Origin of the sequence: Streptomyces sp. M41(2017) (assembly GCF_002078175.1) — a bacterium.
In the GTDB taxonomy this organism is placed as follows: Bacteria; Actinomycetota; Actinomycetes; order Streptomycetales; family Streptomycetaceae; genus Streptomyces.
Genome location: NZ_MWFK01000001.1, coordinates 4177158 through 4192227, shown reverse-complemented (window position 1 = coordinate 4192227; position 15070 = coordinate 4177158). Strand labels below are relative to the sequence as shown.

The following is a 15070-nucleotide window of genomic DNA, read 5'->3' as shown; positions in this document are numbered from 1 at the left end:
CATGGTCTGTATATGCGAGGGCGACGACAACGCCGCCGACACTCTTCGCATCCGACGTGGAGGTGCACCATGTGTTCCCACCGGTCTTCGTGCCCGTCCGTGGACGCCGTCGCCCCGCACATCGTCTCGGCCCACCCCGAGCAGGGCTGGAATCTCCTGTGCAACGGCGCGATCGTCTTCGACGACAGCGGTGAACTGCTCCCCGACGGCAGCGTGGTCGCTCCGCACCGGCTGTTCGCCGAGCGGCTCGTCGTCGCCGCCTGATCCGCTCCCCGTGCTGTTCCCGGGCCTCCGGCTCTTGGTCCCGGGCCCTACGGGAGCACGGCGAAGCCGTCGAGTTCGACCATCGCCTGTTCGTCCCACAGGCGCGTGATCCCGACGACGGCCATCGCGGGGTAGTCGCGGCCCGCCAACCGGTGCCAGATGCGGCCGAGTTCGGGTGCGTTGAGCCGGTAGTCGGCGACGTCCGTGGTGTAGACGGTGACGCGGGCGAGGTCGGCGGGAGCGCCGCCCGCCGCGCGCAGCGCGGTCAGCAGGTTCTCCAGTGCCCGTTCGAACTGGAGGGGCAGGGTCTCCCCCGCCACCTTGCCGTCGGCGTCGAGCGCGGTCTGGCCGGCCAGGAAGACGACGCGGGAGCCGGTGGCGACGACGGCGTGGGAGAAGCCCGTCGGCGGGGACAGCTCGGGCGGGTTGACGCGTTCGGCGGTCATACGGTCTCCGATCCCGTCGGCCGGGGCTGTGCGGCCTTTCGGTACAACTCTTTTGCGATGACGGCTCGTTGGACCTCGCTCGCTCCCTCGTAGATGCGCGGCGCGCGCACCTCGCGGTAGAGGTGTTCGAGGAGGTGGCCGCGCTGCAGGGCGCGTGCTCCGTGCAGTTGGACGGCGGCGTCGACGACGTACTGGGCGGTCTCGGTCGCGAGCAGCTTGGCCATCGCGGCGCGGCGGGGCACGTCGGGGGCCCCGGCGTCGTGAGCCGCGGCGGCCGCGTAGACCATCAGGCGGGCCGCCTCGGTGCGCAGGGCCATCTCGGCGACCTGGTGGGACACGGTCTGGAGGTCCTTGAGCGGGCCGTCGAACGCGGTGCGGCGCGTGGTGTGGGCGAGGGTGGCGTCCAGCGCGGCCTGGGCCATGCCGACGGCGAAGGCGCCCACGCTGGGCCGGAAAAGGTTGAGGGTGCTCATGGCGACCCGGAAGCCGTGGCCGGGCTCGCCGAGGACGTCGTCGGTGGTGACGGGGACGGCGTCGAAGGCGAGGGCGCCGATGGGGTGCGGCGAGAGCAGGTCGAGCGGGGTGCCGGTGAGGCCGGGGCGGTCGGCCGGGACGAGGAACGCGGTGACGCCGCGGGCGCCGGAGGCGGGTCCCGTGCGGGCGAAGACCGTGTAGAGGTCGGCCTCGGGGGCGTTGGAGATCCAGCACTTCTCGCCGGTGAGCCGCCAGCCGCCGGAGCCGTCCTCGTCCGCGCGGAGCGCCAGCGCGGCCGCGTCGGAGCCTGCGCCGGGCTCGCTCAGCGCGAAGGCGGCGACCGCCTCGCCGTCCGCGACGCGGGGCAGCCAGCGCTCGCGCTGGGCGGCGGTGCCATGGGCGTGGACCGGGTGGGCGCCGAGGCCCTGGAGGGCGAGCGCGGTCTCGGCCTCGGTGCTGACCTGGGCGAGGGATTCGCGCATCAGGCAGAGGTCGAGTGCGCCGGAGGTGAACAGGCGGCCGAGCAGTCCGAGTCGGCCGAGCTCGGCGACCAGCGGGCGGTTGACGTGGCCCGGCTCGCCCTTGTCGGCCAGCGGACGCAGGTGGTCGGCGGCCAGGGTGCGCAGTTCGGCGCACCAGGCGGTCTGTCCCGGTTCCAGTGAGAATGCGGTCATTGCCGGTCCCTCTCCCCGTCGGACACCGTCCCACGTTATCGCGAACCGTTGACTGTCGTCACCAACACGATACGCTCCTTGTGCGAGCCCACCACGACGCCCACGAAGGCAGCCCACAAAGGCAAGGGGGCGAACCGCCATGCATCCCGTGGACCCCGCGGACACCTTGGCGCCGGCACACTCGGCCCACGTCGACACCTTCGCGCGCGACCATCTCCCGCCCCCCGAGCAGTGGCCCGAGCTCCTCTTCGACCTGCCGGGGCTGCGTTACCCCGACCGGCTGAACTGCGCCGCGGAACTCCTCGCCGGGACCGATCCCGGACGCCCCGCCTTCCACACCCCGTCCGGCCCTCCCTGGACGTACGGGCACCTGCGCGACCGCGTCGACCGCATCGCCCACGTCCTCACGGGCCAACTGGGCGTCGTGCCGGGCAACCGGGTGCTGCTGCGCGGACCCACCACCCCGTGGCTGGCCGCGTGCTGGCTGGCGGTGCTGAAGGCGGGCGCCGTCGCGGTCACCGTGCTCGCGCAGCAGCGGCCGCACGAGCTGCGCACCATCTGCGGGATCGCGCGGGTGACCCACGCCCTGTGCGACCTCCGCTCGGTCGACGACCTGGCCCGGGCGGGCGTCCCCGGCCTGCGGATCACGCCGTACGGCGGTGACGCGCCGGACGACCTGCTGCTGCGCATCACCGGCGCTCCCGACGGGCCGTTCGAACCGGCGGACACGGCCGCCGACGACGTGGCGCTGATCGCCTTCACCTCGGGCACCACCGGCCGGCCCAAGGGCTGCATGCACTTCCACCGCGATCTGCTGGCGACGGCGGACACTTTCTCCGAGCATGTGCTGCGCCCGCGTGAGGACGACGTCTTCGCGGGGAGCCCTCCGCTGGGTTTCACCTTCGGACTCGGCGGACTCGTCGTCTTCCCGCTGCGCGCCGGTGCCAGTTCCCTGCTGCTCGAACAGGCGGGCCCGAGGCAGCTGTTGCCGGCGATCGCCGAGCACCGCGTCTCCGTCCTGTTCACGGCACCGACCGCCTACCGGGCGATGCTCGCGGACCTGGACGGCCACGACACCGGGTCGCTGCGGCGCTGCGTGTCCGCGGGCGAGAACCTGCCGGCGGCGACCTGGCGGGACTGGCACGAGCGCACCGGGCTGCGCATCATCAACGGCATCGGCGCGACCGAGCTGCTGCACATCTTCATCTCCGCCGCCGACGGCGACATCCGGCCCGGCACGACCGGCGTGCCGGTGCCCGGCTGGCGCGCGCGGGTGGTCGACGCCGAGGGGACCGCGCTGCCGGACGGCGAGCCGGGGCTGCTCGCGGTGCGAGGCCCGGTCGGCTGCCGCTACCTGGCGGACCCCCGCCAGCGGGAGTACGTGCGCGGCGGCTGGAACATCACCGGCGACACCTACGTGCGCGACCCCGACGGCTACTTCCGGTACGTGGCCCGCGCCGACGACATGATCATCTCGGCGGGGTACAACATCGCGGGACCCGAGGTCGAGGACGCGCTGCTGCGGCACCCCGACGTGGTCGAGGCGGCGGTGGTCGGGCGGGCCGACGAGGAGCGCGGCCAGATCGTGGTGGCCCATGTGGTGCTGACGGAGGGCGCCCGCCGGGACGCCGAGGAGCTGCGCGTCTTCCTGAAGTCCGAGCTGGCGCCGTACAAGTGCCCCCGCGAGATCGTCTTCCCGGACGCGCTGCCGCGCACCGCCACGGGCAAGCTCCAGCGGTTCCTGCTGCGGGCGGAACCTGTCGCTGACGCACCGTCACCCGTCGCGCCGGAGGGTGATACGTCCCCCGGCGGGGGCCCCAAGTGATCTTCGCGCACTAGAGTGATCAACGTGTCAGAGCAGCACGCCCCCCGGTCCCTCATCGTCACGTTCTACGGCGCGTACGGCCGCTTCATGCCCGGTCCGGTGCCCGTGGCCGAGCTGATCCGGCTGCTCGCGGCGGTCGGCGTGGACGCGCCCTCCGTACGCTCGTCGGTGTCCCGGCTCAAGCGGCGCGGGCTCCTGGAACCGGCGCGCACGGCCGGGGGCGCGGCCGGGTACGCGCTGTCGCCGGACGCGCGGCAGCTCCTCGACGACGGCGACCGCCGGGTGTACGCGTCGGCGGCACCCGAGGACGACGGCTGGGTGCTCGCGGTCTTCTCGGTGCCCGAGTCGGAGCGGCAGAAGCGCCACGTCCTGCGCTCGCGGCTCGCCGGTCTCGGCTTCGGCACGGCCGCCCCCGGCGTATGGCTCGCGCCCGCCCGGCTGTACGAGGAGACCCGGCACACCCTGGAGCGGCTGCGCCTCGACGCGTACGTCGAGCTGTTCCGCGGCGAGCACCTCGGGTTCGCCCCGACAGCCGACGCGGTCGCCCGCTGGTGGGACCTGGCCGCGATCGCCAAGGAGCACGAGGCGTTCCTCGACCAGCACGAGCCCGTCCTGCGTGCCTGGGAGGCGCGCGGTGACACCTCGCACGAGGACGCCTACCGCGACTACCTCCTCGCTCTGGACTCCTGGCGGCACCTCCCCTACACGGACCCGGGACTGCCCGCGGCCCTCCTCCCCGAGGACTGGCCGGGCTCCCGCTCGGCGCAGGTCTTCGGGGCCCTGCACGACCGACTGCGGGACGCGGGAGCCGAGTTCGCCGGGGTGTCCCCGCGGTCGGGGCATCCCGGGGCGGAGTGACCCCGCACCCGGCCTGCGACACCCCTTCTCCTACGGGCCCAGTGTGAGGCGCGGCCGGGGAGCGTCCGTACGGCCGGTCTGCGGGCGCCTGCTGCCCGCGCGGTAGGGCTCCGGCCAGCTGACGCCGGGGCCCTCGTAGCCCTGCTCGGCCGCCGCGTGGAGCGTCCAGTTCGGGTCGTAGAGGTGCGGCCGGGCGAGCGCGCACAGGTCCGTCCGGCCCGCCAGGATCAGGGAGTTGACGTCGTCCCAGGACGAGATCGCACCGACGGCGATCACCGGGGCACCGGTCTCGTGGCGGATCCGGTCGGCGTACGGCGTCTGGTACGAGCGGCCGTAGTCGGGGCGTTCGTCCGCGACCACCTGGCCGGTCGACACGTCGATCGCGTCGGCGCCGTGCGCGGCGAACGCCCGGGCGACGGCGACCGCGTCGTCCCCGGTGGTGCCGCCCTCGACCCAGTCGGTGGCGGAGATGCGCACGGTCATCGGCCGTTCCTCCGGCCACACGGCCCGTACCGCGTCGAACACTTCGAGCGGGAAGCGGAGCCGTTTCTCCAGCGATCCGCCATAGGCGTCGGTCCGCCGGTTGGTCAGCGGGGAGAGGAAGCCGGAGAGCAGATAGCCGTGGGCGCAGTGCAGTTCGAGGAGGTCGAAGCCGCAGCGGGCGGCGCGGCAGGCGGCCTCGGTGAACTGCTGCCGCAGGTCGGTGAGTTGCGCGCGGGTCAGTTCGCGGGGGGTCTGGCTGTCCGGCCGGTACGGGAGCGGGGAGGCGGCGACGAGCGGCCAGTTGCCGTCGGGCAGGGGTTCGTCGATGCCCTCCCACATCAGCCGGGTCGAGCCCTTGCGCCCCGCGTGGCCGAGCTGGACGCCGATGGCGGTGCCGGGTGCCTGCCGGTGCGTGAACTCGACGATCCGCCGCCAGGCGTCGGCCTGCCGGGGCGTCTGGAGCGTCGCGCAGCCCGGGGTGATGCGGCCCTCGGCGCTGACGCACACCATCTCGGTCATCACCAGGCCGGCGCCGCCGAGGGCGCGTGCTCCCAGGTGGACGAGGTGGAAGTCGCCCGGCACGCCGTCCTGGGCGGAGTACATGTCCATCGGCGAGACGACGACCCGGTTGCGCAGGGTCAGGCCGCGCAGCCTGAACGGGGTGAACATGGGCGGGGTCCCGGGCGGGCAGCGGAACTCCCGCTCGACGGCGGCCACGAAGCGCGGGTCGCGCAGCCGCAGGTTGTCGTGCGTGACCCGGCGGCTGCGGGTGAGCAGGTTGAATGTGAACTGCCGTGAGGGCTGGCCGAGATGGCGGTCGATGTCCTCGAACCACTCCAGGCTGGCGCGGGCGGCCCGCTGGGTGGAGGTGACGACGGGGCGTCGCTCCTCCTCGTAGGCGGTCAGCGCCCGGTCGAGCGAGGGGTGCTCCTCCAGGCAGGCGGCCAGCGCGAGGGCGTCCTCGACGGCGAGCTTGGTGCCGGAGCCGATGGAGAAGTGCGCGGTGTGCGCGGCGTCACCGAGCAGCACCAGATTCCGGTGCGACCAGCGGGCGTTGACGACGGTGCGGAAGCGCGTCCACGCCGACGTGTTGGAGGTGAGCGGGCGTCCGCCGAGCGCGTCCGCGAAGATCTTGCCGCACCGCTCGACGGATCCGCTCTCGTCGAGGTCCGCGAACCCCGCCGCCCGCCAGACCTCCTCGCGCATCTCGACGATGACGGTGGAGGCGTCGGCCGCGAACGGGTAGCCGTGCAGCTGCATCACGCCGTGTTCGGTCTCGGCGATCTCGAAGCGGAAGGCGTCGAAGGCGAAGTCGGCGGCCAGCCAGATGTAGCGGCAGCGGTGTTCCTCGACGGACGGGCGGAACACGTCCGCGTGCGCCGCGCGGGTGAGGCTGCCCGCGCCGTCGGCGGCGACCACGAGGTCGTACGCGGTCATCAGGTCGGCGACCGGCGGGGCCTCGGCCCTGAAGCGGAGGTCGACGCCGAGGGAACGGCAGCGTTCGTGGAGGATCGCGAGGAGCCGGCGGCGGCCGAGCGCGGCGAAGCCGTGGCCGCCCGAGGTGTGCCGGACGCCGCGGTGCACGACGTCGATGTCGTCCCAGCGGACGAACTCCGCACGGAGCGCCGCGTAGACGACCGGGTCGGCGTGTTCGATGCCGCCGAGGGTCTCGTCGGACAGGACGACGCCGAAGCCGAAGGTGTCGTCGGGGGCGTTGCGCTCCCAGACGGTGATCTCGCGGGCGGGATCGAGGCGTTTGAGCAGGGCCGCGGTGTAGAGGCCGCCGGGTCCGCCGCCGATCACCGCGACGCGCCGCGCGCCCGTCCCGGCTCCCGGACCGCGCCCGGCGCCCGTGTCGTCGGTCCCGTTCCCCTGTCCGTCGTCCGCGCGCATCCGCCGGTCACCTCCCCCGCCACTTCGGTGCCCGCTTCTCGGTGAACGCGGCGTGGAACTCCGCGTAGTCGTCGCCGTTCATCAGCAGGGCCTGGGTCGCGGCGTCCAGTTCGACGGCGGCGGCGAGCGGCATGTCCAGCTCGGCGGTGAGCAGCGCCTTGGTCTGGGCGTACGCGAGGGCGGGCCCCTCGGCGAGCCGGCGGGCCAGCGCCTGCGCGGCCTCGTCGGCGTGCCCCTCGTCGGTGAGTTCGCTGATGAGGCCGATGCGCTCGGCCTCGGGCGCGCGCACGGGTTCGCCGAGCATCAGCAGCCGGGTCGCGTGACCGAGCCCGACCACGCGGGGCAGCAGATAGGCGGCGCCCATGTCGCCGCCGGAGAGGCCGACGCGGGTGAAGAGGAAGGCGAACCGGGCGCTCGGGTCGGCCACCCGGAAGTCGGCGGCGAGCGCGAGGACGGCTCCGGCGCCCGCGGCGACGCCGTGCACCGCGGCGATCACCGGGAACGGGCACTCCCGGACGGCACGGACCACCTGGCCGGTCATCCGGTTGAAGTCCAGGAGCTGGGCGGTGTCCATGGCGAGGGTCGCGCCGATGATCTCGTCGACGTCGCCGCCGGAGCAGAATCCGCGTCCCTCCCCGGCCAGCACCAGGGCGCGGACGGACCGCTCGCGGGACAGCTCGGCGAGCAGGTCCCGCAGGTCGGCGTAGGCGCCGAAGGTGAGGGCGTTGAGTTTCTCGGGGCGGGCCAGGGTCACCGTGGCGACCCCGTCGGTGAGCTCGTAGCCCAGATGCTCCCACTCGGGGGTGCGGGCGGCGGAGCCGGTGAAGGGACTCATGAGGTGCGGCCTCCTCGGGCGGGGGCGACGCTGCGACTGCTCTCCGAAGTTATCACTCATTCGTGACTGTCGTCACGAGTGCGCGATAGGGCGCTCCGCGGGTGTCCTCGCCGGGCCCGCGCCGCGAGGGGATGTCGGGGCCCTGGGGCCTGGAGGGGCGGGAGAACCGTCGGCCCGTCCGTCACGGCGTCACGGATCTTCGATAGCCGTGTAACGGCGGGAGCACACACGGGAGCGGGACCGTTCCCCTGGGTACAGAGCCCCGTATCGGACCGAACGTCCCGAAAGGAGCCCCGGACGGCCCGGGGACACAGCGGCAGATGTCCGGAGAAAGCCCGCCGGGCACGTTTGCCCGACAGAGCCGTACCATTCCTAAGGTTGAAAGCAGGACAGCCTGCTCCATGAACGGACCCGCCTTGCACGACACCCCCGCCCCCACCTCCTGGCGCATCGCGCTGCCGCACTCCGTCGCGGCCGTGCCCGTCGCCCGTGCGCTGGTCCGTACCGCCCTCGCCGAGCTGGAGCACGCGGCCGACAGCGACACCGCCGAGCTGCTCACCGCGGAACTGGTCGCGAACGCCGTCGAGCACACCGCGGGCGACGGGCCGATAGAGCTGGTCGTGGAACTGCTGCCGACCGGCTGCCAGGTCGAGGTGCACGACCCCGACCCGGCGCCGCCGGGCGACCTCACGGTTCCGCACCCGGCCGAGCCCGACCCCTGGCAGGAGCACGGGCGCGGTCTGCTGCTGATCCGCACCCTCAGCTCGTCCTGCGGGCACCGCCCCACCGACTCCGGCAAGGCGGTCTGGTTCAGACTGCCTGTGGTTCCCGCTCAGCGGCGTCCGGTGCGCTGACGGCGGTGTCGGCCCCGGTACGGGCCAGCCGGGAATTACGGCGCCCGTAGACGAGGTACACCAGCAGTCCGGCCGCGAGGAACCCGGCGAACTGGAGCCAGGTCGTCCAGCCGGTCTCGTACATCAGGTAGAGGCAGAAACCCACGCCGAGGACCGGCACCACGGGGTAGAGCGGCACCCGGAAGGTACGGGCGAGGCCCGGCTCGCGGCGGCGCAGCGCGATCACCGCGATGTTGACGGCCACCATGACGGCGAGGGTGCCGATGGTGCACAGGTTGACCACGGAGTCCAGCGACGCGAAGGCCGCGGGGAGCGCGAAGACGAGCGCGACGATCAACGTGCCGGCGACCGGCGTCGACGTCCTCGGGGAGACCTTCTCGAAGACGCGCGGGACCAGGCCGTCGCGGGACATCGACATCAGGATGCGGGTCTGGCCGTACATCACGGCGAGCACCACGGAGGCGATGGCGACGACCGCGCCGAAGGCGATCACTCCGCCGCCGACGGTGGACCCGGTGACCTCGTTGACGACGTAGGACAGCGCGGCGGGGCGGCTGCCGACCTTGTCCCCGCCGATGGCGCCGATCGCGGCGAGGGCCACGGCGCAGTACAGCACGGTGACCACGCCGATGCAGACCAGGATGGCGATGGGGATGTTGCGGCGGGGGTTCTTGGCCTCCTCGCCGGCGGTGGTGATCGCGTCGAAGCCGATGTACGAGAAGAAGGCGGCCGTGGTGCCGGCGCCGATGCCGCCGAGTCCGGCGGGCGAGAACGGCGTGAGGTTGCCGTCCTTGAAGGCGCTGAACCCGATCGCGCAGAACAGCACGAGCACGACGAGCTTCAGCACGGCCATGGCGGCGGTCGCGCGGGCGCTCTCGCGGACACCGCGCACCAGCAGGACCGAGGCGAGCGCGATCACGACGACCGCGGGGAGGTTGATGATCCCGCCGTCGGACGGGCCCGCGGAGAGCATGGCGGGGAGGTGCAGGCCGGTGAGGCTGACGAGCAGCTCGTTGACGTACTGGCTCCAGCCGACCGCGACGGCCGACACGGAGACGCCGTACTCCAGCAGCAGGCACCAGCCGACCAGGAAGGCCGTGCTCTCGCCGAGCCCGGCGTAGGCGAAGGAGTACGAGGATCCGGAGACCGGGATGGCGCCGCCCAGCTCCGCGAAGGCGAAGGCGGTGAAGACGCAGGTGATCGCGGCGAGGACGAAGGAGACGACCACGGCGGGTCCGGCCTGGGCGACCGAGTCGGAGAGTCCGACGAAGATGCCGGTGCCGACGATGGCGCCGACGCCGAAGCAGATGAGCTGGAAGAGACCCATCGTGCGCTTGAGTCCGTTGCCTTCGAGGTCGGCGCCGGACTCGGCTATCAGGTGAGCGGGGGACTTGATGCGGGGAGCGGGCATGCGGGGTAGTGCTCGTTTCTGGTGGTGCGGTGCGACGGGGTGGGTCGCACGGCAGGCCTCGGAAGGGATGGTTCCAAGGCCCGACGGACATCGTACGGACGATTTCAAGCCAGAGTGGCGACCAGGATCGCCTTGATGGTGTGCAGCCGGTTCTCCGCCTGGTCGAAGACGACGGAGTGCGCGGACTCGAACACCTCGTCGGTGACCTCCAGCGAGTCGAGGCCGTGGGTCGCGTGGATCTCGCGGCCGATCGCGGTGCCGAGGTCGTGGTAGGCCGGGAGGCAGTGCAGGAACCTGACGTCGGGGTTGCCGGTCAGGCGCAGCACGTCCATGGTCACGGCGTACGGGGACAGGGCGCCGATGCGCTCCGCCCACACCTCCTTCGGCTCCCCCATGGAGACCCAGACGTCGGTGGCGACGAAGTCGGCGTCGCGGACTCCGTCGGCCAGGTCCTCGGTGAGGGTGACGCGGGCGCCGCTCTTGTCGGCCAGCTCGCGGGCCCGCGCGACGATCTCGTCGGCGGGCCAGTAGGCGCGCGGGGCGACGATGCGGACGTCCATGCCGAGGAGCGCGCCGGTGACGAGGTAGGAGTTGCCCATGTTGAAGCGGGCGTCGCCGAGGTAGGCGAACGCCGTCCCGCCGAGCGGCTTGGCACAGTGCTCGCCCATGGTGAGGACGTCGGCCAGCATCTGGGTGGGGTGCCAGTCGTCGGTGAGGCCGTTGTAGACGGGCACGCCCGCGTGGGCGGCCAGCTCCTCGACGGAGGCCTGGCTGTCGCCCCGGTACTCGATGGCGTCGAACATGCGGCCCAGCACGCGCGCGGTGTCCTTCACGGACTCCTTGTGGCCGATCTGCGATCCGGAGGGGTCCAGGTACGTCGTCGAGGCGCCCTGGTCCGCCGCGGCGACCTCGAAGGCGCAGCGCGTGCGCGTGGAGGTCTTCTCGAAGATCAGCGCGATGTTCCTGCCGGTGAGGTGGCGGGGCTCCGTCCCGGCCTTCTTGGCCGCCTTGAGCTCGGCGGCCAGCTCGACCAGGCCGAGGAACTCCTCGTCGGTGAAGTCCAGCTCCTTGAGGAAGTGGCGGCCGGCGAGGGCGGTCGGGACTGTCGCCATGGGGGCGCTCCAGGGATACGGGGACGGGGGCAGGGACGATTGGAATTCTATACGACGCCCGACATTTCTATACGGTCCCGTGTTCGACTTCACGCGCCGACCCCGCCCGGACCCCCGCCACCGGCCCGAGGAGCGCCCCGGCACCTCCCACCGAGCGCCTGCGCACCGCTCCTCGCCGCCCCTCCGACGCCCCCTCCCGCCACCTTCCCCGAGACCGGGGCTAGACGGGATCGCGCTCGACGGGGCAGCTCATGCAGCGCGGGCCGCCCCTGCCCCGGCCCAGTTCGCTGCCGGGGATCTCGATCACCTCGATGCCCTGCTTGCGCAGATGCGTGTTGGTCGTGGCGTTGCGTTCGTAGGCGATCACGACACCCGGCTCGACGGCGAGGACGTTGCAGCCGTCGTCCCACTGCTCCCGTTCGGCCGCGTGGACGTCCTGGGTGGCGGTCAGGACCCGGATCGCGTCGAGGCCGAGCGCCGCGGCGATGGCGCGGTGCATGTGCTCCGGAGGGTGGTCGGTGACCTTCAGCTCCTTCTCCCCCACGCCGGGCTCGATGGTGTACGAGCGGAGCATGCCGAGGCCCGCGTACTGGGTGAAGGTGTCACCGCCCACCATCGTCATCACGGTGTCGAGGTGCATGAACGCGCGCCGCTTCGGCATGTCGAGCGCCACGATGGTGGTGGCCGAGCCCGCCGCGAACAGCTTGTGCGCGAGCATCTCGACGGCCTGGGGCGTCGTCCGCTCGCTCATCCCGATGAGCACCGCGCCGTTGCCGATGACGAGGACGTCGCCGCCCTCGATCGTGGACGGGTAGTCGGCCTGTCCCTGCGACCAGAGGTTGAAGCCCTCGTCGCGGAAGAGCGGGTGGTGCCGGTAGATCGCCTCGAAGTGCACGGTCTCGCGCTGCCGGGCCGGCCAGCGCATCGCGTTGATGGAGACCCCGTCGTATATCCAGGCGGAAGTGTCCCGGGTGAAGAGGTGGTTGGGCAGCGGGCCGAGCAGGAAGTCGTCGAGGTCCATGACGTGGAAGCGCACGGAGGTGGGCTCGGGGTGGGCGTCCAGGAACTCCCGCTTGGTCATGCCGCCGACGAGGACCGAGGCCAGTTCCGGCGCGGGCAGCGTCTCGAAGGCCGCCCGGAGGTGATCGGTGGCGAGCGGGCCGTACTCCTTCTCGTCGAAGACCCGGTCGAGCACGAGCGACCGGGCCGCCGGGATCGCCAGCGTCTCGGCGAGCAGGTCTCCGAAGAGGTGGACGGCGACCCCGCGATCGCGCAGCACGTCGGCGAACCCGTCGTGCTCGGCGCGCGCCCGGCGCACCCACAGGACGTCGTCGAAGAGGAGGGCGTCCTTGTTGCTGGGGGTGAGCCTTTTGAGCTCGAGGTCGGGCCTGTGCAGGATGACGCGGCGCAGCCGCCCGGCCTCGGAATCGACGTGGAATCCCATGTCTCCATCCTGACCATCCGGACGCGCGTTCACCCGCGGATCGCCGTGAGCCGCGTCGCATTCATTTCGTCCTCTTGACGATAAGAACGTGCCCCGATTATCGTCTCAGTGACGACAACAGGGAACGAGAGGTCGCCGGGAACGCCCGGCGCCGAGGGGGTACTCATGGCCGACATCACCCGTCGCTTCGGCTGGCGCCATCTGCGCGGGGGTCCCACGGCCCACGTCCGGCACCACCGGTCGGGACAGCTGGTGCACGACGGCCCGGGCCTCAGCTTCTGGTACCGCTCGCTGACCGCGGCCCTCTCCGAGGTCCCGGTCGACGACCGCGAGCTGGCGATGACCTTCCACGCGCGGACGTCCGACTTCCAGGACGTCGCCGTGCAGGCCACCGTCACGTACCGGATCAGCGACCCCTCCCTCGCGGCCGCCCGCCTCGACTTCTCCATCGACCCCGACACGGGCGCGTGGCGCGGCACCCCGCTCGAACAACTGGGCTCGCTGCTCACCGAGACGGCTCAGCAGCACGCGCTGGACGTCCTCGCCCGTACGTCGCTGGCCTCCGCGCTGGTCGACGGGGTCGCGGCGGTCCGGGAGCGGATCGCCGGGGGGCTCGCCGCGGAACCCCGGCTGCCCGCCACCGGCATCGAGGTGGTCGCCGTGCGCGTGGTGGCGCTGCGCCCCGAGCCCGAGGTGGAGCGCGCGCTGCGCACCCCGGCCCGCGAGCAGATCCAGCAGGACGCGGACAAGGCGACGTACGAACGCCGGGCGGTCGCCGTCGAGCGGGAGCGCGCCATCGCCGAGAACGAACTCGCGAGTCAGATCGAACTCGCGCGGCGCGAGGAGCAGTTGGTCGACCAGCGCGGTACGAACGCGCGCCGCGAGGCCGAGGAGCACGCGGCGGCGGACGCCGTGCGCGCCGGGGCGGAGGCCGCCCGCACGGTCCGGCTGGCCGAGGCGGAGGCCACCCGTTCACTGCGGCTGGCCGAGGCGGAGGCGAGCCGCAAGGTGCGGCTGGCGGGGGCCGAGGCGCAGGCGGAGCGCGAGGTCGGCGCGGCCCGGGCCGAGGCGCAGGCCGCCTGGCTGCGGGTGCACGGGGAGGTGGACGTCACCACGCTGCACGCCCTCACCGGGACCCGGCTCGCGGAGAACCTGCCGCGCATCGAGAGCGTCACGGTGTCGCCCGACGTGCTGACCGGGCTGCTCGCCAAGCTGGGCAACGGAGCCGGCGGAGAACAGGCGTGAGCCTCGCTCCCCGGGTCGTCCTCGTCCATCGCACCAGCGAGTACGAGGAGTTGGTGGCCCGGCACGGTACGCACGGGCAGGCCGCGTTCTTCCTGTCCTCGCGCGGCCGGGACATCGCGGAGGTCGCCGAACGGCACCGGCGGGCCCGTGCGGCGCTCGCCGAGGTGGTCGCCGCCGTGCCGCTGACCTGGCGTCAGGCGCGGGTGGAGCGGGCCGATCTGGACCGGTTCCTGTTCGCGCCGGAGGACGTCGTGGTCGTCGTCGGGCAGGACGGACTGGTCGCGAACGTGGCCAAGTACCTGGCGGGCCAGCCGGTCGTGGGGATCGACGCCGACCCCGGGCGCAATCCGGGCGTGCTGGTGCGGCACCGTCCCGGCAACGCCAAGGCGCTGCTCGGCTCCGCGTTCGCGGGGGCGGCGGACGAACTGACCATGGTCGAGGCGGTGGCCGACGACACGCAGCGGCTGGTCGCCCTCAACGAGATCTACCTGGGATCCGCGGGCCACCAGACGGCCCGCTATCGGCTGGGGCTCGACGAGTACGGGGGTGCCGTCGAGCCCCAGGCCTCCAGCGGGGTGCTGGTGGGGACCGGGACCGGTGCGAGCGGGTGGCTCCGGTCGGTGTGGCAGGAGCGGGGCGGGGGGCCCGCGCTGCCCGGCCCGACCGACCGGCGGCTGCTGTGGTTCGTCCGCGAGGCGTGGCCCTCGCCGGCCACCGGTACGTCGCTGGTGGCCGGTGAGTTGGGTGCCGACGGGCGGCTGTGTCTCACCGTCGAGTCGGACCGGCTCATCGTGTTCGGGGACGGGATGGAGGGGGATGCGGTGGAACTGACGTGGGGGCAGACCGTGCGGGTGGGGGTGGCCGGGGTGCGGCTCCGGCTGGTCGGCTGATCGGGCCTGGCGGCCCTCCCCGCCCCGCCTTCGCCGAACCCCGCCGGGCCCCTTCGCCCTTGGCGGGGCGCCGCCGTCTCCGGCTGACCGCCGGTGGGGGCGGGCCGCGCAGTTCCCCGCGCCCCTGGGCCACGCACCCCCGTTGCACGTGCAGCGCACTTCAGTCCCCGCCCGGGCCCGTGGCCCACTGACCCCCGGTGGGGGCGGGCCGCGCAGTTCCCCGCGCCCCTGGGCGGCCTACGGCCGCCCAGGGGCGCCGCCGACGGCGGCTCCAGGGGCGCGAGGAACTGCGCGAGCAACCCCCACCGGCCCGCCAGTCGACGACCACCGACGGCGGCCCCAGGGGCGCGAGGAACTGCGCG

The 15070-nt window shown here is 73.1% G+C and carries 13 protein-coding genes; 6 read left to right on the top strand and 7 right to left on the bottom strand.

Going from position 1 to position 15070, the window contains the following annotated elements; all coding sequences use genetic code 11:
- Positions 1-69: 69 nt before the first annotated feature.
- A complete protein-coding gene (locus B0675_RS18440; RefSeq protein ID WP_081219917.1) occupies positions 70-264 on the top strand; it encodes a DUF5999 family protein in 195 nt (64 codons plus the stop codon).
- Between the two features lie 47 nt (positions 265-311).
- Here B0675_RS18440 and B0675_RS18435 read toward each other — a convergent pair whose 3' ends face one another.
- The gene (locus B0675_RS18435; RefSeq protein WP_081219916.1) at positions 312-710 is read right to left on the bottom strand and encodes a RidA family protein; all 399 of its coding nucleotides are present in this window, start codon (positions 708-710) and stop codon (positions 312-314) included.
- Entirely contained in the window at positions 707-1858 is a 1152-nt protein-coding gene (locus tag B0675_RS18430; protein WP_081219915.1) for an acyl-CoA dehydrogenase family protein, read from the bottom strand. The genes B0675_RS18435 and B0675_RS18430 overlap by 4 nt, the downstream gene beginning before the upstream one ends.
- Positions 1859-1997: 139 nt before the next feature.
- Here B0675_RS18430 and B0675_RS18425 point away from each other — a divergent pair, with 139 nt between their 5' ends.
- Positions 1998-3683, top strand: coding sequence for an AMP-binding protein (locus B0675_RS18425; RefSeq protein WP_081219914.1), 1686 nt, complete (start codon positions 1998-2000; stop codon positions 3681-3683).
- 15 nt (positions 3684-3698) lie between these two features.
- Positions 3699-4541, top strand: a complete 843-nt coding sequence (locus B0675_RS18420) for a PaaX family transcriptional regulator C-terminal domain-containing protein (protein ID WP_081219913.1) — start codon at positions 3699-3701, stop codon at positions 4539-4541.
- 30 nt (positions 4542-4571) lie between these two features.
- On the opposite strand, the gene B0675_RS18415 is transcribed toward B0675_RS18420, so the two are convergent.
- Both B0675_RS18415 and B0675_RS18410 read right to left on the bottom strand, forming a co-directional pair.
- Entirely contained in the window at positions 4572-6917 is a 2346-nt protein-coding gene (locus B0675_RS18415; RefSeq protein WP_081219912.1) for a bifunctional salicylyl-CoA 5-hydroxylase/oxidoreductase, read from the bottom strand.
- Between the two features lie 7 nt (positions 6918-6924).
- On the bottom strand, positions 6925-7752 hold the full coding sequence (locus B0675_RS18410; protein ID WP_081219911.1) for an enoyl-CoA hydratase family protein: 828 nt from the start codon (positions 7750-7752) through the stop codon (positions 6925-6927).
- A 401-nt stretch (positions 7753-8153) separates the two neighbouring features.
- On the opposite strand from B0675_RS18410, the gene B0675_RS18405 reads away from it, so the two are divergent.
- On the top strand, positions 8154-8606 hold the full coding sequence (locus B0675_RS18405) for an ATP-binding protein (RefSeq protein ID WP_081219910.1): 453 nt from the start codon (positions 8154-8156) through the stop codon (positions 8604-8606).
- Here B0675_RS18405 and B0675_RS18400 read toward each other — a convergent pair.
- From B0675_RS18400 to B0675_RS18390, 3 genes are all read right to left on the bottom strand, one after another.
- The gene (locus B0675_RS18400; RefSeq protein WP_081219909.1) at positions 8563-10017 is read right to left on the bottom strand and encodes an amino acid permease; all 1455 of its coding nucleotides are present in this window, start codon (positions 10015-10017) and stop codon (positions 8563-8565) included. The genes B0675_RS18405 and B0675_RS18400 overlap by 44 nt on opposite strands.
- A 104-nt stretch (positions 10018-10121) precedes the next feature.
- Complete coding sequence (gene argF / locus B0675_RS18395) at positions 10122-11129, bottom strand: ornithine carbamoyltransferase (protein ID WP_081219908.1); 1008 nt, start codon at positions 11127-11129, stop codon at positions 10122-10124.
- Between the two features lie 220 nt (positions 11130-11349).
- Positions 11350-12573, bottom strand: coding sequence for an arginine deiminase (locus B0675_RS18390; protein ID WP_081219907.1), 1224 nt, complete (start codon positions 12571-12573; stop codon positions 11350-11352).
- 165 nt (positions 12574-12738) lie between these two features.
- Between B0675_RS18390 and B0675_RS18385 the strand changes: the two genes are divergently transcribed.
- Both B0675_RS18385 and B0675_RS18380 read left to right on the top strand, forming a co-directional pair.
- A complete protein-coding gene (locus B0675_RS18385) occupies positions 12739-13818 on the top strand; it encodes an SPFH domain-containing protein (RefSeq protein WP_081219906.1) in 1080 nt (359 codons plus the stop codon).
- A complete protein-coding gene (locus tag B0675_RS18380; protein WP_081219905.1) occupies positions 13815-14708 on the top strand; it encodes a hypothetical protein in 894 nt (297 codons plus the stop codon). The genes B0675_RS18385 and B0675_RS18380 overlap by 4 nt, the downstream gene beginning before the upstream one ends.
- The last annotated feature ends 362 nt before the right edge of the window (positions 14709-15070 follow it).